Source organism: Paenibacillus paludis (assembly GCF_042610515.1).
In the GTDB taxonomy this organism is placed as follows: domain Bacteria; phylum Bacillota; class Bacilli; order Paenibacillales; family Paenibacillaceae; genus Paenibacillus_AQ.
In genome coordinates this window covers 1-17,344 of the sequence record NZ_JBGJZP010000021.1, presented here as the reverse complement: position 1 = coordinate 17,344, position 17,344 = coordinate 1, and the positions used below count along the sequence as shown (strand labels likewise).

Here is a 17,344-nt window from a genome sequence, read left to right as displayed (position 1 = left end):
TCTGGCGGGTTTAGCTTAGCACTTGCATAAATGTTGTACGATTACATTAGAAACGAAAGGAGGAGATCTTACTTGGAAAAAGATAACGTTGCTTTCACGCTGCACTTGAGCGCAAAGCCCGGCGAAATCTTTACTTTCGGCACTTATCCGCAGACGGTTGGCGGCGAGGACAGAACACCGATAAAGTGGCGGGTGCTGCAAAATTCGGGTAGTGAGCTATTCATTTTGAGCGAGTACATTTTGGACTGCAGGCGATATCATGGGGAGTATGCTGATATTACATGGCGTGACTCTGATTTGCGAAGGTGGCTGAACGATGAGTTTTATAATGCCGCATTCAATGGCTCCGAGAAGAGGTTCATCAAGACTACACATTGCGCTGATAATGGAGAGGGTAGTGCAGACACGGAGGACAAGGTTTTTTTGCCCAGTGTTTTGGAAGTGAAGGAATTGACCTATAAACTTGATGAAGTCTCTTTAAGTGTGAAACGTCGGGCAATAGCAACAGAATTTGCCAGAATAAAAAAGAACGATGGATGCCACTTGTACGTGTATAATAAAAAAGTGAAAAATGACTATATCACCGAGGAGGGTGAAGAATCGGGCTGCTCCTGGTGGTGGCTGAGAACTCAGCATGGCAGTTCTTCACGCGCGTTTTTTATTGGCCCTCGCAGCAGTATTCGCAGTTATGGACGTGTCAACTTAGCTTGTTACGGTGTGCGTCCCGCTTTAGTAATACATTTTCAATGATAAGGATCGGCGCTGGAATATTCATGGAATCGGCCATCTTTTCCGTAGAAATACCTCTCATAGGTTATGCTGCGTAATCTCTATAATGAAGGTGTATTGCATAGAAAGGAGGAGCATCGGCTACAGCTACGATCAAGCACCTACACATTTTGGAGGAGGAGTATAATGCGCAGCAAGTATCTTGCAGGCTCACTTGTAGTCATTCTGCTGATCTCAAGCTGGTTCCTGGCCGTTGGGCCTTTCGCACCCGTATCTGCGGCTGGCGGAACGAACCTGACGCTGGGAAAGAACGTAACGTCGAGTGGACAATCTCAAACGTACAGCCCGGACTACATCAAAGACAGCAAACAGGAAACCTACTGGGAAAGCACGAACAGTGCATTCCCCCAATGGATTAGTGTCGATCTTGGAGCAAGTACGAGCATGGATCAAATTGTACTCAAAGTTCCTGCAGGCTGGGAAACCCGTACACAAACGCTTGCCATCCAAGGCAGTACGAACGGCACAACGTTTACAGATATTGTCGGATCCAAGGAGTACGTATTTAATCCGGCGGTGGCTGGCAATTCAGTTACCATTCATTTCACCGCTGTCAGTACACGTTACGTCCGTCTGAAAGTAACAGCCAATACCGGCTGGCCAGCTGCACAACTCTCTGAATTCGAAATTTATGGTACCGGCGGCATTACGCCAACACCAACACCAACAATTACACCAACAGCTTCACCAACGGTTACACCGACACCAACAGTCAACCCGACAGCAACTCCAACGACTTCTCCGGGCAGCAACATTGCCACCGGCAAAACAATCAGCGCATCCTCAAGTACTCAATCGTTCGTGGCTGCTAATGCAAACGATAATAATACAAGCACATACTGGGAAGGCAGCGGCAATCCAAGTACATTAACGCTTGATCTCGGCGCAAATTATAACGTTACATCGGTGGTGCTCAAGCTTAATCCGTCCACTGAATGGGGTACGCGCACACAAACCATTCAAGTGCTCGGCCATAACCAGGACACGACGGCTTTTGGCAGTCTGGTATCTGCACAATCGTATACGTTTAATCCGGCCTCCGGCAATACGGTCACTATTCCGGTGACCGCAACGGTCAAACGTATACAGCTTAAAGTCACAGCAAATTCCGGCGCACCGGCCGGACAAATTGCTGAATTTCAAGTATTCGGCACACCTGCACCGAACCCGGATCTCCTGATTAGCGGCATATCTTGGACACCTGCCGCTCCTGTTGAGAGCAGTGTGATCACGTTGAATGCAACGGTTAAGAACAACGGCAATGCAAGTTCCGCAGCCTCTACGGTGAATTTTTACCTGAACCGTGAACTTGCCGGAACTTCCCCGGTAGGCGCATTAGCGGCAGGCGGGTCGGCGAACGTTTCGCTGAATATAGGAACAAAAGCCGCTGCATCCTACGCCTTAAACGCCAAAGTTGATGAGAGCAACCTTATAATCGAGCAGAACGACACCAACAACAGCTATACGAATGCAGCATCGCTCGTTGTCGCTCCTGTGACTAGCTCAGATCTGGTGGGTACAGTATCGTGGACACCAAGCAACCCGGTTGCCAATAACGCTGTCAAGTTTACTGTGAATCTTAAAAATCAGGGAACCATGGATTCAGCAAATGGTGCCCATGGAGTCACTGTAGTTCTTAAGAATTTTGCAGGTTCAACCATTCAAACCTTTAACGGTTCCTACAGTGGTACCCTCGCTGCCGGAGCATCTGTTCATGTTGCAATTCCGGGGACTTGGGCAGCGCTTAATGGCAACTATACCGTAACTACTACCGTTGCCGCAGACGCCAACGAAGTGACGGCAAAGCAGGCTAACAATGTAAATACAACAAATCTGGTTGTATCTTCTCTTCGTGGGGCAAGTGTACCCTACACACGGTACGACACCGATGACGTTGCCCGAGGTGGAGCTGCAGCCCTGAAGAGTGCACCTACGTTCAATCAGGCATTGATTGCTTCGGAAGCTTCCGGCCAGCGTTATGTGGCACTGCCTTCGAACGGTTCTTATGCGCAGTGGACAGTAAGACCGGGTGAAGGCGGTGCGGGTGTAACCATGAGATTCACCATGCCAGATTCGGCAGACGGTATGGGGCTTAACGGTTCGCTGGATGTATATGTAAATGGAGTCAAGGCCAAGACTATTCCGCTGACCTCCTATTACAGCTGGCAGTATTTCTCGGGCGATATGCCGGGAGATGCACCTAGTGCGGGACGCCCGCTGTTCCGTTTTGATGAAGTACATTGGAAAATGGACACAGCGCTGCAACCGGGAGATACGATACGCATTCAGAAGAATAACGGGGACAGCCTGGAATATGGTGTGGATTTCATTGAAATTGAGCCCGTTCCGGCGGCTGTCTCACGTCCGGCAGGTGCAGTCTCTGTAACGGATTACGGGGCAGTGGCGAATGACAATAAGGATGATCTTGCTGCTTTCAATTCTGCCGTTACTGCAGCAGTCGCAGCCGGGAAAACACTTTACATTCCGGCAGGAACCTTCAACCTCAGCAGCATTTGGCAGATTGGCTCGATCAGTAAAATGATAAGCAACATAACAATTACTGGAGCGGGTTACTGGCATACAAATCTCCAGTTTACTAATCCAAATGCGGCGGGTGGAGGCATTTCGCTCCGAATAACAGGCAAGCTTGATTTCAGCAATGTGTATCTTAATTCGAATCTGCGTTCCAGATATGGGCAAAATGCGATTTACAAGGGTTTCATGGACAATTTCGGAACCAATTCCATCATCCATGACGTCTGGGTAGAGCATTTTGAATGCGGCATGTGGGTAGGGGACTATGGGCATACTCCGGCAATCTATGCCAGCGGGTTGGTTGTCGAGAACAGCCGCATCCGCAACAACCTCGCCGACGGAATCAACTTCGCCCAAGGAACAAGCAACTCCACCGTGCGTAACAGCAGCGTGCGGAATAACGGAGATGACGGTCTTGCGGTATGGACCAGCAATACCAATGGTGCACCTGCGGGTGTAAACAATATCTTCTCCTATAATACAATCGAGAATAACTGGCGTGCAGCGGCTATCGCCTTCTTTGGCGGAAGCGGGCATAAGGCTGATCACAACTACATCATTGACACCGTTGGAGGTTCCGGAATCCGAATGAACACGGTGTTCCCGGGATATCATTTCCAGAACAACACCGGCATTGTATTCTCGGATACAACCATAATCAACAGCGGAACCAGTAAAGACTTGTACGATGGGGAACGCGGAGCGATAGATCTGGAGGCTTCCAATGATCCGATTAAGAACGTAACATTCACCAATATTGATATCATCAACACTCAGCGGGATGCAGTTCAGTTCGGCTACGGAAGCGGATTCGAGAATATTGTGTTTAACAACATCAATATTAACGGTACTGGACTGGACGGGATAACCACCTCGCGGTTCGCAGGACCCCATCTGGGTGCGGCGATCTACACTTACACCGGTAATGGTTCCGCAACGTTCAAGAATCTGACGACAAGTAATATCGCATATCCAGCTTTATACTTCATCCAAAATGGGTTTAAGTTGACCATTCAATAAGATTAACTAAAGGCTCCTGCCTGAGAGGGATTCCATGAAGGGATATCTCGGGCAGGGCCTTTTTGTATAAACATGGATATCAATCCTGACAGAGCCGAATATCCATGTTATGATATGAATGAATAATAATATATTCATTCACCAGCAAACTCGACTTAAGCACAGAAGATACTGGAGGGGCTTCAATGAAAAAAGTTACTGCATTTATCGGGAATCATCAGAAGCATTCGACTTACAAGGCAGTATGTGAATTTGAGCGTAATCTCAAAGCTTATGGTAATATTGAGTTCGAAATCGTATTTCTTAAAGATTATCAGCTTGAATATTGCCGGGGTTGTAAGGTATGTTTTGAAAAAGGGGAGGAATATTGCCCTTTGCATGATGATCGTGACATTCTGATGGAAAAGATGATCCAATCAGACGGAGTTATTTTCGCTACCCCCAATTACGCATTTCATGTATCCGCACCAATGAAGAACCTGCTGGACCGGCTTGCTTTTACATTCCATAGACCGCGGTTTTTCGGGAAGACCTTTACGGCTATTGTTAATCAGGGAATCTTTGGAGGCAACGCTATCGTTAAGTATCTTAGCAGTATGGGGGGTAACTTCGGATTTCGGGTTTCCAAAGGCTGTGTCCTGACGACGCTTGAGCCCCGGAGTGAAGCTGCGCAGAACAAAATAACCCGGGAAATCAAAAAAGCCTCTGTGAGATTTTACAAGAACCTTATGCGACCAGCACCACCAGTTCCTTCTTTTTTCAGGCTGATGACATTCCGTATGTCCCGTACCAGCATTCAGCTAATGCTCGACGATAAGTCTAAGGATTACCGGTATTACAAGGAAAACGGCTGGTTTGAATCGGGGTACTATTACCCGGTTTCCTTAGGGCTCGTCAAAAAAATGGCTGGTCGTATTTTCGATGGAATGGGAAAAAGAATGGCTAAACGCTCATAGCAAGTTACAGTAACTATATATCTATCTATCGGAGGGCAATAGAGTGGAGGATAAGAAAACAGAGATTTTTAACAATGGTAAAGCAATCTTCAGTGCGAAAGGTTTTAAACAAACCAATGTCTCCGACATTACAAAGGCGGCCGGGATTGCAGTAGGCACATTTTATAATTACTTCTCTTCTAAGGAGAAGCTGTTTCTGGAGATCTTTCTGGAAGAAAATGTGAAGCTGAAAAAGAGCATTATGAAATCAATCGACTTAAACGAGGAACCTCTGCCGCTGATCAAAAAATTAATAGCATTAAACATTAATGGGATGAATTCAAACCCGATCCTTAAAGAATGGTTTAATAAAGATGTTTTCGTCAAGATTGAGCAACAATACCGTGAAGAGAACGGCGTCGAACAGGTTGATTTCTTATATGACAGTTTTGCAGAACTGTTCAGATGCTGGCAAGCTGAAGGAAAGATAAGAAATGACCTGGATGTTGAGCTGATCATGGCTTTTTTCACAGGAATTATTATTATAGACACCCATAAAGATGAAATCGGGATTCAGCATTTTCCGCAGATTATGGATTACATGGCGGAGTTTGTAATGAAGGGGTTGACTGATCATCCGCAGGCTAAACCTATGTAGATTGAAGTTAAGCAGCCGCAATAAGCTGCCGGGAGAACCGGCAGCTTGTTCACTGGATTAATTTGAGATATAGGTACCGCCGCCTTTAATGCAAACGGGCTCGTCATTAATGGATAGCCAAACGTCCACGGAGGAAAGATTGCGGATGATCTTGCGGTCGACACTAAACTTCAAGGAACGGACAGCCTGAATATAATCCATGATTTCGACATTTGTTGCATACCATACATCGGAGTGACCGCCGGCTTTCCGGCAAAAGGCTTCGATCAGTTCCCAGTTGTTCTGGCGCTCGAACTCAAAGCTGTGCCCCCAAACATAGCAGAGCCTAAACTTCTGCGAAGGTCCTTCGGTAGTAAAGCGCTCCCAAATCCCCTCAAGCTCATCCTTGTGATGACAAGTCGGATGCCATTCCATAAAATCAAGAGGGACATCAAACTGTCTGGTGGAAACAACAGTACGGCTGTATTCAATACCTGCTGCTTGTAGCGGAGGGATGATAGCTGCCGAATACGAACCATAGGGATAAGACATTCCCCGAATCGGATAGTCTACGAGCTGCTCCAGCCGTCTGCGGTCTTCCAATAGCTCCTCTACCACCATGGGTAATGGCAGTCGGTCCAAATGCGGGTGGGTTACAGAATGCGCCGATATTTCGTGATTGCGGGCTATGGCCCGTACATCATCATTTGTAAGAAATCCGGGAGCATTCAGCATTGCGCTGTTGAGATGAAAGGTTCCTCTGATCCCGTATTGATCAAATATTCCGGCCAGACGAATATCGTGTTTATGCCCGTCATCATAGCTCATGGTGAGTGCTTTGGACATCCCGCCGGGAAATAAATTAAATTTCAGCTTCATCATTACCACACTCCATTAATGTTCATTTATGTAAACAAGCCTGTTAAGCTTTATTATAGTGTAACTCCCCGGAAAATTGGGAGGTTTTTTACACTTAAGGCGTCCCTTCAGCTGAGTTTCTGCAGATGGGACGCCTTTTTTACCACTATGGGCCGTTTCAGAAAAGCACTAAATATCATCCGTGTCTCAGTAAAAGGTTAAACGTTGTTCACTCCGCTTTTTTTCTCCGTAAAAAAGTAAAGCAACGCCAGCAGCGGCAAGACCGTTCCGATCAAAGAGGTGAAGCTCCAGCCGCCATGAGCATAGGACCAGCCTCCCAAGGAGGATCCAATAGCCCCGCCCATAAAGAATATGGACATGAACAGACCGTTCAGACGGCCTCTGGCCTCATTCCCGAGTGAATAAATTGCACGCTGTCCAAGCACGAGATTTCCCGACACAGCCATATCCAGGGTAATAGCGGCGAGTACAAGCAGGAGAAGGACTGCTCTGGAATGGCCTTGAAGCAGAAAAGCCAACAGAAAGGAAAGTGTAGCCAAAACCATCGCCAGTCCGGTTAAACGGCGGGTCCAGCCTTTGTCCGCCAGACGTCCGGCGATTGGAGCCGCTACGGCTCCTCCCACACCGGCTAAAGCAAACCATGCAATCCCTTGCTGGGACAATCCGAACTCATCTGCCAAATGTAAAGGGACCGCAGTCCAGAAAAGGCTGAAGGCTCCAAAAAGAGAAGCTTGATAAAAGGCGCGGCGCCGCAATACCGGCGTTTGCTTGAATAAAGTAACCAGCGACAGGGTTAACTCTCCATAGTTCATTGCCCGCGAGGGCATACGTTTCGGAAGAATCCGCGACAGCAAGACCGACAGTACGGCAATCAGAACCGCGGAGATTGCAAATACAGACCGCCATCCCCAAAAGCTTGCAGTAAAGCTGGCTAATGGACGGGAGAACATAATGCCGAGCAGAAGTCCGCTCATCACATTTCCCACTACACGTCCACGTTGTTCTTCAGAAGCCAAATAAGTAGCATAAGGGACCAGAATTTGAGCGACTACAGAACCTAATCCAATAAAAAAGGAAGCCGTCAGGAACAGTGCTGCGTGATGGACGAAAGTCGCGGCCACTAGAGCAATCACGACGACGATCAGCGAAACCACGGCAAGACGCCGGTTTTCGATAATATCACTAAGCGGTACAATGAACAGCAGACCCAGAACATAACCGATTTGAGTAATGGTAACTATTAATCCTGCTGCTGCTGAGGACAGCCCTGTTGCAGCACTGATCGGACCCACTAACGTTTGTGCGTAATAAAGATTGGCAACGATGATACCGCAAGAGGCCGCGAGCAGAAAGGTAATCCATCCCGGAATAGGCAGACCCTTCACTTCTTGTTCATTTTGCATTGTAATCCTCCTCATTTCATAAAAGTATGGTTTAAATAATATACTGAACGTTCAGTTCACTAATTCATAATCAAATAATATACTGAACGTATCGTTTTGTAAATGGGTAATTTTGATTTTCTTTTTGTGGGAGATTAAGTATAATGAACGTATAGTATTTATAAATATGGGATTGTGAAGTTATTTTGCGAAGGGGACTGATAGTGTGAATACCAAACGAGGGCGTCCACGCAACATGGAGACTCAGAGTTCGATTTTGAAATCCTCCTATGAACTGCTTCTTGAGCATGGTTTTGCGGCAGTAACCGTTGAGAAAATTGCAGAGCGTGCCGGGGTTAGCAAAGCTACGATCTATAAGTGGTGGCCCAATAAAGCGGCAGTTGTAATGGATGGCTTCCTTTCAGCGACTACAGAAAGGCTGCCGTTGCCGGATACAGGTTCGGTGTACGAGGACATCCTTATCCACGCCACGAATCTGGCCCGTTTCCTGATTAGCCGGGAAGGCAAAATGATTACCGAGATTATCGGTGAAGGACAACTCGATGAGGGTCTGGCAGAGGCGTACCGGACACGGTATTTTCAGCCGCGCAGGCTGGAGGCCAGACAACTATTGGAGCAAGGCGTCAAGCGGGGGGAGCTAAATGCAGAACTCGATATCGGGATATGTACGGATCTCATTTATGGACCTATTTTCTACAGATTATTATTAACCGGTGAAACACTTGACGATGTCTATATTCAGAAACTTGTAAAGCTTGGTTTTCAGGGAGTTGCTCCCATTGCAACGTATAAATGAAAAATGGCCGTGTCCAGGTGAATTATCTGGATACGGTCATTTTATTGATCTAAAATATTTTGAAAAGCAGATATATTCCAGCGATGATTCCGGCGATGATCAGCCAGCTGGATATTTCATCCCACAGACTGGGAACGCCCCGGGAGTGAAGCTTCTGTTCGTTTACATCAAAGTTGGCTTTATGGCCTACATGGTCCGTTGTACGGGGTGGAGGAGAGTTATTGCCATCAAACATATAAATCAGCTCCTTGCTTCATTATTAGTTAATTATAACCTTTTGAGAACATTAAAGGAAGGTTGATCTGCGGTATAACATGTGAGCGCGGTAAAAATAAATCAATCGTTTTCCCGTTGAAAGGCGTCTTACTTACATGAACTCTTTCAGAGGGCCTCTTCTACATGCCAACACTAAAGAAAGAGAGGGGGAGTGGCGATGGTAGAAAATACGATGAAAGAGGTCAGAATGGTGGATGTTGCCGAGATGGATGAAGAAGCTTTTTTTCAGCGGCTGTATGTGGAGCACCGCAAGTTGTACTCGATCGCGTTCAGCTACCTGAGAAGTGAAGCTGACGCGCTGGAAGTGGTGCAGGAAGCGTCTTGCCGGGCATGGATCAAGCGCAAAAAGCTCAAAGACGAGCAAGCCTTTACATCCTGGGTGATACGAATTACCATCAACTGCTGCATGGATGAACTCAGGCGCAAAAAACGTGTGTTTCCGGCGGAGACGCTGATAGAAGAAGCGGCGCAGGAAATGAAAAGCAATGAACGGATTGACCTGGAACGGGCGATGGACCGGTTGAAGCCGAAATACCGGCATGCGGTGATTCTAAAATACTACCAGGACATGACAACTGCCCAAATTGCCAATGTGCTGCAGAAACCGGAGGGTACGGTTAAAACCTGGCTTCGCGAGGGACTTAAGCAGCTGCGGGATTATCTGTAGAGATACGGGAGGTGAAAGAACATGATTGACAAAGAAGAACGCGTTCTGCACCAGAATGTGGATGAAGTAAAGCATAATGCTGAAGCCCTTGAGGAAATGAAACTCTATAATGCAATGCGAGGTGGAATCATGCAGGGAAAAAAACGCGAAAAGCGGCGCAGCTATTTCTACGGAATGGGTGTAGTAATCGCAGCCGCTGCAGCAGCACTGTTTCTTTTTAATATCAATGATGCTCCAGGAACGGAAGTTGCCGAACAATCGCCGCAGAGCTACACAGCTACCACTAAACCATGGACCGATTCCGCAAAATTTAGCGGAGCCTCCATAAGCGATAGATCTTTTCAAAGCATACTAGACCGGAATCTCATAAAGCCTGTCTACCAGAGCGTGGAGAAAAACGGCCTGCGGGTCGAAGTCATGGGCGCTGTCGCAGACACCCGAAAGTTGTTTATTTTGTATAGTGTACACAACAATACGGACCAAACGGTATCTCATGCTGATTTCTCATTGGATTTTGGAGCTTTTGAAGCAGCGTCTATCGGAGCGAGTTTAGAGATAACTGCTCATAGTAGTCAAATCAACGCGGGCCAAACCTCCTATTTCATCTATACGAATAACCTGTCACCCACGGTTGACTATCCCAAGGAAGTGACATGGAATGTGATGCTGTACCAAACTTCAGGCAAGGGACTCCAGACTAACCTGTCAATTCCTTTCGAGCTTGATCCGGACATGTTCAAGGAACAGACACGAACGCTACATCCCGAAAGCAATCTGATTGTTGATGGTCAGACCATTAAAGTGAATCAGGTGCTCTATACTCCGCTGAACACCTATGTGGATTTGGAATTTGATAAGAATAATGATAAACAAGTCTTCAGCCTGATTGAGCCTGTGCTGATTGTTAAAAGCGCAGGAAAGACGGTGAAATCCTACTACCCCGGCATCATCACAGCCGATAATTCCGAGGTCTATTCGGACCGCTCCCAGTCCACGCTTTACTTCAAGAACACCCAGGACGGCCAGCCGGACGCTGCCACATTGAAGACCTTCGGAATTGCCGCTCTTGATAAAGATCAAATGAAAATTAAAGTCGATCTAAGCAAAAAGCAGATGATCGAAGCTCCGAACTCAGACCTTTCCATTATTGAATCTGAAGAGGGGGCGGAAGCTGAAAAGATCCTGTTCCAGCAAACGTTTCAGAAAGCCCCATTGAACAGTATCATTAGTATGCGGCTGTCGGATACCTTTACCGATGGCAATGGTCAATCCCACAAAACGGCGGGTGTGAACGGCCAAATCAGTAGAATTTCTTCGAACAAGGAGAGTACGGCCGTAGATAAATACCTCTATAATTTTGGAAAGGAAGCCGTTGAATACCCGCAACCGCTAACCTTAACTATTGAGCGGTATTGGAACCCGATTATGGACACGCAAACTGTAGAGTTCTCATCGCAAAAATAGGTACTGTCTCCTGTAATGAGATTTTTATTTAAACGGAATTTAACCTTTCACCAACCCGATTTTTAAACTACGTCTTTTACAATAGACCAGTAGGGGAGAGGCGATTATCCGATTACGTTCAAAGACTTGTTACAGGGAGCAGTGAAACCGATGGAAGAGAAAAAGAAAAAGAAGTTTAAATTTTGGAGAATTGTTAGAAGTATTGTACTGCTATTATTAGTAGTATTGATTCTCGGTGTGGTTGCGAATATGCTGGTGACCAAGTACGAACAAAAGAGATACCCTGCATGGGGCCAACTCGTGGAAGTCTCCGGCAAGAAAATGCATGTGTACACCAAAGGTGAGACGGGAAACACTATTGTTCTTTTAAGCGGCCTGGGGACAGCAGCGCCTGTCTTGGATTTCGAACCTTTGATGAATGAGTTGGCTCAAAACAATAGAGTGGTCGTCGTGGAGCCTTTCGGATCTGGCTGGAGTGAGCGGACTTCAAAACAACGAACTGTGGAAAATATCGTTGAAGAATGGCGGACCGCTTTGCAAAAGGCAAATGTAAAAGGCCCTTATATCCTAATGCCCCACTCTATATCCGGAATTTATAGCATGTATTATGCCAATAAATATCCGTCTGAGGTAAAAGCAGTAATAGGCATTGATCCAACCTTGCCGCAGGCGGTTGAGTATTTCAAAGAGTCTGCGCCCGCGATGCCTAAATATTTGAGCATGGCGGCACCAACCGGACTTGTAAGATTGGCAACCTACGTCAGCCCTAAGAATGTTCTGCCGATATCTGCTGATGGAACTTATTCTGATGAGAATTTAAAGCTGACCAAGATCCTCACTGCATGGAATGCCTATAATAAGAATGTAGTAAATGAAGCAAGCGAAATTAACAACAATATCAAAAAAACAAAGAACCTGTCATTTCCTTCAAACATACCTGTAATGATTTTTACTACAAAACCGGACAAAGTGAATGAAGAAGGCAAATCCAACATTACCTTTTACGAAACCCAGCTGAAGAATGTAGCTTCTAACAAGCTCGTCGTATTGGAAGGGCATCATTATCTGCATTGGACCCATTCCAAGAAGATTTCAGAGGAAGTAAATGAATTCCTCGCTGCATATGCAGGGAACAAATAGTATAACAAGTGAGCCGCTTCAACAAATAAGTCAAGCACCTCTTACTAGAGGGGCTTGGCTTTTGCAATTCCTGCCTAGAATTTTTTCTTGTGATAAAGTTGCTCTCGACTAAAACAGCAATATAAGCGAATATAAATAAAGCAATACTAAAAACTAGAAACAACCTATGGGGGTACATATATGAGAAAGCCAATTATTGCCGTGGATATGGATGATACGATCTGTCATCTGGTTAAGCGGGCGATTTACCATAACAACAATGATTTCCCTACGCATCTGCTGCGGTATGAAGATATGCTTGATTGGGATACCGATCATCTGCGCCATCCGGATTGCACTCAGGAAATCTTCTACGGACGGCCCGGATTGTTTGAGGAGCTTGAAGTGTTCGACGAACATGTCGTCGGGGAGATGGAGAAGCTGCATAACGCTTATGATGTAATTATCGTTACGGCTGCACAGCCGAAGACAGTCATCGAGAAGTGGAACTGGCTTCAGAAGCATATGCCTTTTATTCCAATTGAGAACTTCTTCCCTTGCAAGCGGAAGACGCTGATTAACTACGATCTGCTCATTGATGACGGGGTACATAATTTGGTGCCAGCATTGCAGGAGGGAAGGAAAGTACTCTGCATTCCACATCCTTGGAACCTGAAGGCCCGGGAGCAATATGCATTTCCGCTGCTTACCACCTGGCAAGGTGCCAAAGAGCAGGTTGATCTAATCCTCGGGGGTCAGCCCGTTTCATCTTAATACAATCTTAATACCACAGCCAAAGTTGTAACACTATGCAGATTTTGCTCATGATATACTAGCGCTAAAAGCGAAGATATTGAAAAAGGGGTAGCCAAATGGCAACAAACCGCACCGGCTCAGCTTCCGAATTTGAGCAGATTCCAGACCTGCCGGAAGAGAAAAGACTTGGAAGACTGAAAATATTCTTCGGTTACGCAGCAGGTGTCGGCAAGACTTGTGCCATGCTGAGTGCTGCCCATGAGGAACAAAAAGCCGGAATTGATGTTGCTGCAGGCTGTATTGAGTCTCATCACAGGCCGGAGACGCTGATTCTGCTCAAGGGTCTGGAGCTTATGCCGCCACTGGAAGTCACCCATAACGGTATCCTTACAGAGGAGTTTGATCTGGACCGTGCGATCCGGAGAAGACCTGATCTTATCCTTCTGGATGATCTGGCTCATATCAATGCGGCTGGCAGCAGGCATAAAAAAAGATATCAGGACATAAGCGAGCTGCTTCGCGCAGGAATCCATGTCTATACGACTATTAATGTGCAGCATATTGAAAGCCTGCAGGATGTAGTCGCTTCAATAACCGGCATTTCTGTAGAGGAGCGTATTCCTGATAGTGTATTCGATAGTGCCGATCAGGTTGAACTGGTTGATATTGAACCTGATGATTTGATCGACCGCCTGAACAAGGGGAACATTTATCCGGATGAAGAAGCACAAAGGGCAAATGCTCATTTGTATATCAAAGAAAAACTGACTGCCTTGCGTGAGATTGCACTGCGGTACACGGCAAATCAATTGAACAGAATCGCTTCACACATCGGTACTCAGGTAAAAACCAACGAATATTATGCCAAAGACCATGTCCTGGTCTGCCTTTCTTCGGCGGCTACCAATAAAAAGGTGATCCGCACGGCGGCGAGAATGGCGGAGGCTTTTCACGGGGAATTCACCGCATTGTTTGTGGAGACACCGAAGACGCAAAAGCTAACCCAGAAAAACAAGGCGGAACTTAGAGCGAACTTTAGGCTTGCAGAGCAGCTTGGCGCACAAATTGCCACAGTCTATGGAGAAGATATCCCTGGACAGATTGCGGAGTATGCCAAAGCAAGCCGGGTTTCGAAGATCGTGGTGGGGCGCTCCCATAACAAAAAGAAGTGGTTTGCAAAAGCGAATTTGGCCGATAAGCTGACCGCATCTGCACCCAATATCGACATTTATATTATTCCGGACACCCAGCCTACGTTCTATAAAAGATTTCCGCAATATGTGAGCTATCCCGAGCTGTCACTGGCTGACACAGCCAAGACGACTGGAATTCTGGTTGTCTGCACCTTAATCGGACTGTGGTTTAATTATCTCGGTTTCAGGGAAGCAAATATCATCACGGTCTATATTCTGGGTGTGCTGCTCAATGCGATGGTTACCGGAGGCCGGCTGTACAGCGCTGTGTCTTCGGTTGTTAGTGTGCTTGTGTTTAATTACTTTTTTACCAAACCTTATTTTTCTTTACAGGCGTATGGTTCGGGTTATCCGGTTACCTTCCTGGTGATGCTGTCGGCTTCCTTTATCACAAGCACTCTGACAATGCGGGTAAAAGAGCAGGCCCGGCAATCCGCGCAAAAGGCTTATCGGACAGAGGTGCTTCTGGAGACAAGCCGTAAACTGCAGCAGGCGAAAGACACCACGGCAATCATTCATGAGACGGCACAGCAAATGGTGAAGCTGCTGGACAGAACGATTATCTTTTATCCGGTGCAGCAAGACAGCTTATCTGAGCCGCTCGTTTTTTTAAAGGAAGAGTCGGCTGTAGATCCTCAAGAGTTTTCGGGCGGAAATGAACAAGCGGTTGCGGACTGGGTCTATAAGAATAACAAACGGGCCGGGGCTACCACAGATACCTTCTCTGCCGCCAGTTGCTTGTATCATGCGGTGCGGGGAGGAGATTGCGTATTTGCAGTGGCAGCCATCGCCATGGATAAGGAAGACCCGCTGGAGGTTTTTGAGAAAAGTCTGATGATTGCCATGCTGGGAGAATGTGCGCTGGCGCTGGAAAAAGAAATGCTAAACGAAAAACAAAAAGAAATCTCGATCCAAATCCAGCAGGAACAGCTGCGGGCGAACCTGCTGCGGGGAATCTCCCACGATTTGCGTACCCCCCTGACCAGTATATCCGGCAATGCGGGAATCCTCATCGGAAACTCCAAGGTGCTGAGCGAGGAACAGAAGAAGGGGCTGTACACCGATATTTATGATGATTCCATGTGGCTTATTAATCTGGTGGAGAACCTGCTGTCCATTACCCGGATTGATAATGGGTCATTAAATCTGAATATGCAGGGAGAGCTTCTGGAGGAAGTTATTGCGGAAGCTTTGCTTCATATTCATCGAAGCAGCATAGATCATATGATTAGCACCGTACTTGATGAAGAGCTGCTTATGGCTAAAATGGATTCCCGGCTGATTATTCAGGTCCTGATCAATATTGTCGACAACGCAATTAAATATACCGGGACCGGGTCGCATATTACAGTCTCGGCGAGACGCGATAAAGAAATGGTCAGTGTAGAGATTTCCGATGACGGTCCCGGTATCCCGGAGGAAGCGAAGGCTAAGCTGTTTGACATGTTCTATACGGCGGATAATATCCGCGGAGATGGCCGCCGCGGACTGGGACTCGGGCTTTCATTGTGTAAATCTATTGTAACTGCTCATGGAGGCACAATAAGTGTGAAAGATAATGTTCCGCAAGGTACAGTGTTCCGCTTTACCCTGCAGGCCGTGGAGGTGGTTGTTCATGAATAAGCCTTTAATTCTTGTCGTCGAGGATGACAAGCCCATCCGCAAATTGATTACTACAACACTGGAGACGCAGGGCTATAAGTACCATACAGCTGAAACAGGCCAGGCCTCGATTCTGGAGGCGGTCTCCAAGCAGCCGGATATTATGATACTGGACCTCGGACTTCCCGATATGGATGGCGTAGATATTATAAAGAAGGTTCGGGCATGGTCGAATATCCCGATTATTGTGGTCAGCGCCCGCAGTGAAGACCGGGACAAAATCGACGCGCTGGATGCAGGCGCAGACGATTATCTGACCAAACCCTTCAGCGTGGAAGAGCTGCTGGCGAGGCTCCGGGTCAGCCTGCGGCGTATCCGGTACGATAGTGACAAGCTGCTGAAGGATGCATCTATTTTTACTAACGGAAGTCTCAGAATCGATTATTCGGCAGGCATCGTATTGTTGGACGAAGAAGAAATCCACCTCACTCCCATTGAATACAAGCTAATCTGCCTGCTGGCCAAAAATGTGGGAAAAGTATTGACCCATAATTACATCCTGCATGAAATCTGGGGCAGTCATACCTATGACATCCCTGCCTTGCGCGTATTTATGGCGACTCTGAGAAAGAAAATAGAGAAGCTGCCTTCTCAGCCAAAGTACATTCAAACCCATATCGGAGTAGGTTACCGTATGCTGCAGGTTGGCGACGATACAAAGTGACCTGAGTTAACGCTTAGAATTCATAAAAATGTCAGCGTAGACCTGGAAGAATTTAACGAGAAATTTCAAAGCACCCATTCTACTAGGGCGTGTCTTCAAACCGCTTCACCCGCAAGGTGTGTGTGCTTCCGGAAAGTGTATTCCTGGCTCTGAGCATGAACGGACCGAGTTGCACTTATTTGGAGCTATTAGCCTGATACAGGAGGACATCGGACTCCAGCGCAGTTATTTCTCCCTGCTGGCCGTTTTTAGATAGAATGCAGAGCAGATAAGGTCACCTGGGTCCGCATAAGAGAATAAACAGGTGTTTTACTCTCTATAGCGCCTCCTGAATCCGTCCCTCGTAATTAAGAGGGATTCTCACGAATGCTCACTCATTCGCAGGATTTCATCGCTATGAAGCGGTGGAGATGGTTGGCTTACGATGGAAATTGAACCGTCGAGCGGTTAGCGGGCGGGCGGGAACAGAAGCAACGCATGACGTGCCTTTAGATCGTCGATATCCTGCACACTCCACTTGGCCCACGGAGGTTCACCCTCCCAGATCTC

Annotated in this window: 14 protein-coding genes; 11 read left to right on the top strand and 3 right to left on the bottom strand. The window is 46.9% G+C overall.

Annotated features, from left to right (window positions below):
• Window positions 1-72: 72 nt before the first annotated feature.
• The 4 genes from ACAN56_RS28495 to ACAN56_RS28480 all read left to right on the top strand — a co-directional run bounded on the left by ACAN56_RS28495 (window position 73) and on the right by ACAN56_RS28480 (window position 5,937).
• Entirely contained in the window at window positions 73-750 is a 678-nt protein-coding gene (locus ACAN56_RS28495; protein WP_379147079.1) for a DUF6273 domain-containing protein, read from the top strand.
• 165 nt (window positions 751-915) lie between these two features.
• Window positions 916-4,344: a discoidin domain-containing protein gene (locus ACAN56_RS28490; protein ID WP_379147077.1), complete on the top strand. Its 3,429-nt coding sequence runs from the start codon at window positions 916-918 to the stop codon at window positions 4,342-4,344.
• A gap of 185 nt (window positions 4,345-4,529) precedes the next feature.
• On the top strand, window positions 4,530-5,300 hold the full coding sequence (locus ACAN56_RS28485; RefSeq protein WP_379147075.1) for a flavodoxin family protein: 771 nt from the start codon (window positions 4,530-4,532) through the stop codon (window positions 5,298-5,300).
• Window positions 5,301-5,343: 43 nt separating this feature from the next.
• Window positions 5,344-5,937 (top strand): TetR/AcrR family transcriptional regulator, encoded by a 594-nt coding sequence (locus tag ACAN56_RS28480; RefSeq protein ID WP_038591685.1) that lies wholly within the window; start codon window positions 5,344-5,346, stop codon window positions 5,935-5,937.
• 57 nt (window positions 5,938-5,994) lie between these two features.
• Here ACAN56_RS28480 and ACAN56_RS28475 read toward each other — a convergent pair whose 3' ends face one another.
• Together ACAN56_RS28475 and ACAN56_RS28470 are read right to left on the bottom strand one after the other, a co-directional pair.
• Window positions 5,995-6,798, bottom strand: coding sequence for a polysaccharide deacetylase family protein (locus ACAN56_RS28475; protein ID WP_231578442.1), 804 nt, complete (start codon window positions 6,796-6,798; stop codon window positions 5,995-5,997).
• A 194-nt stretch (window positions 6,799-6,992) separates the two neighbouring features.
• On the bottom strand, window positions 6,993-8,198 hold the full coding sequence (locus tag ACAN56_RS28470; RefSeq protein ID WP_379147072.1) for an MFS transporter: 1,206 nt from the start codon (window positions 8,196-8,198) through the stop codon (window positions 6,993-6,995).
• A 205-nt stretch (window positions 8,199-8,403) separates the two neighbouring features.
• Here ACAN56_RS28470 and ACAN56_RS28465 point away from each other — a divergent pair, with 205 nt between their 5' ends.
• Window positions 8,404-8,994 (top strand): TetR/AcrR family transcriptional regulator, encoded by a 591-nt coding sequence (locus ACAN56_RS28465; RefSeq protein ID WP_038591692.1) that lies wholly within the window; start codon window positions 8,404-8,406, stop codon window positions 8,992-8,994.
• A 49-nt stretch (window positions 8,995-9,043) separates the two neighbouring features.
• On the opposite strand, the gene ACAN56_RS28460 is transcribed toward ACAN56_RS28465, so the two are convergent.
• A complete protein-coding gene (locus ACAN56_RS28460; protein WP_038591695.1) occupies window positions 9,044-9,229 on the bottom strand; it encodes a hypothetical protein in 186 nt (61 codons plus the stop codon).
• Window positions 9,230-9,427: 198 nt separating this feature from the next.
• On the opposite strand from ACAN56_RS28460, the gene ACAN56_RS28455 reads away from it, so the two are divergent.
• The 6 genes from ACAN56_RS28455 (at window position 9,428) to ACAN56_RS28430 (ending at window position 16,795) form a co-directional block, all read left to right on the top strand.
• Complete coding sequence (locus ACAN56_RS28455) at window positions 9,428-9,937, top strand: sigma-70 family RNA polymerase sigma factor (RefSeq protein WP_231578443.1); 510 nt, start codon at window positions 9,428-9,430, stop codon at window positions 9,935-9,937.
• A 21-nt stretch (window positions 9,938-9,958) separates the two neighbouring features.
• On the top strand, window positions 9,959-11,401 hold the full coding sequence (locus ACAN56_RS28450; RefSeq protein WP_038591698.1) for a DUF4179 domain-containing protein: 1,443 nt from the start codon (window positions 9,959-9,961) through the stop codon (window positions 11,399-11,401).
• Window positions 11,402-11,551: 150 nt separating this feature from the next.
• Window positions 11,552-12,541, top strand: a complete 990-nt coding sequence (locus tag ACAN56_RS28445) for an alpha/beta fold hydrolase (RefSeq protein WP_081965827.1) — start codon at window positions 11,552-11,554, stop codon at window positions 12,539-12,541.
• A 180-nt stretch (window positions 12,542-12,721) separates the two neighbouring features.
• The gene (locus tag ACAN56_RS28440; protein WP_038591701.1) at window positions 12,722-13,294 is read left to right on the top strand and encodes a 5' nucleotidase, NT5C type; all 573 of its coding nucleotides are present in this window, start codon (window positions 12,722-12,724) and stop codon (window positions 13,292-13,294) included.
• Between the two features lie 98 nt (window positions 13,295-13,392).
• Entirely contained in the window at window positions 13,393-16,092 is a 2,700-nt protein-coding gene (locus ACAN56_RS28435; RefSeq protein ID WP_379147067.1) for an ATP-binding protein, read from the top strand.
• Window positions 16,085-16,795, top strand: coding sequence for a response regulator (locus ACAN56_RS28430; protein WP_342440203.1), 711 nt, complete (start codon window positions 16,085-16,087; stop codon window positions 16,793-16,795). Before ACAN56_RS28435 ends, ACAN56_RS28430 begins: the two co-directional genes overlap by 8 nt.
• Window positions 16,796-17,344: the final 549 nt, after the last annotated feature.

Coding starts and splice junctions, on each gene's coding strand:
- ACAN56_RS28490 (WP_379147077.1), top strand. CDS start 916: ATGCGCAGCAAGTATCTTGCAGGCTCACTTGTAGTCATTCTGCTGATC.
- ACAN56_RS28485 (WP_379147075.1), top strand. CDS start 4,530: ATGAAAAAAGTTACTGCATTTATCGGGAATCATCAGAAGCATTCGACT.
- ACAN56_RS28475 (WP_231578442.1), bottom strand. CDS start 6,798: ATGATGAAGCTGAAATTTAATTTATTTCCCGGCGGGATGTCCAAAGCA.
- ACAN56_RS28470 (WP_379147072.1), bottom strand. CDS start 8,198: ATGCAAAATGAACAAGAAGTGAAGGGTCTGCCTATTCCGGGATGGATT.
- ACAN56_RS28460 (WP_038591695.1), bottom strand. CDS start 9,229: ATGTTTGATGGCAATAACTCTCCTCCACCCCGTACAACGGACCATGTA.
- ACAN56_RS28455 (WP_231578443.1), top strand. CDS start 9,428: ATGGTAGAAAATACGATGAAAGAGGTCAGAATGGTGGATGTTGCCGAG.
- ACAN56_RS28450 (WP_038591698.1), top strand. CDS start 9,959: ATGATTGACAAAGAAGAACGCGTTCTGCACCAGAATGTGGATGAAGTA.
- ACAN56_RS28445 (WP_081965827.1), top strand. CDS start 11,552: ATGGAAGAGAAAAAGAAAAAGAAGTTTAAATTTTGGAGAATTGTTAGA.
- ACAN56_RS28440 (WP_038591701.1), top strand. CDS start 12,722: ATGAGAAAGCCAATTATTGCCGTGGATATGGATGATACGATCTGTCAT.
- ACAN56_RS28435 (WP_379147067.1), top strand. CDS start 13,393: ATGGCAACAAACCGCACCGGCTCAGCTTCCGAATTTGAGCAGATTCCA.
- ACAN56_RS28430 (WP_342440203.1), top strand. CDS start 16,085: ATGAATAAGCCTTTAATTCTTGTCGTCGAGGATGACAAGCCCATCCGC.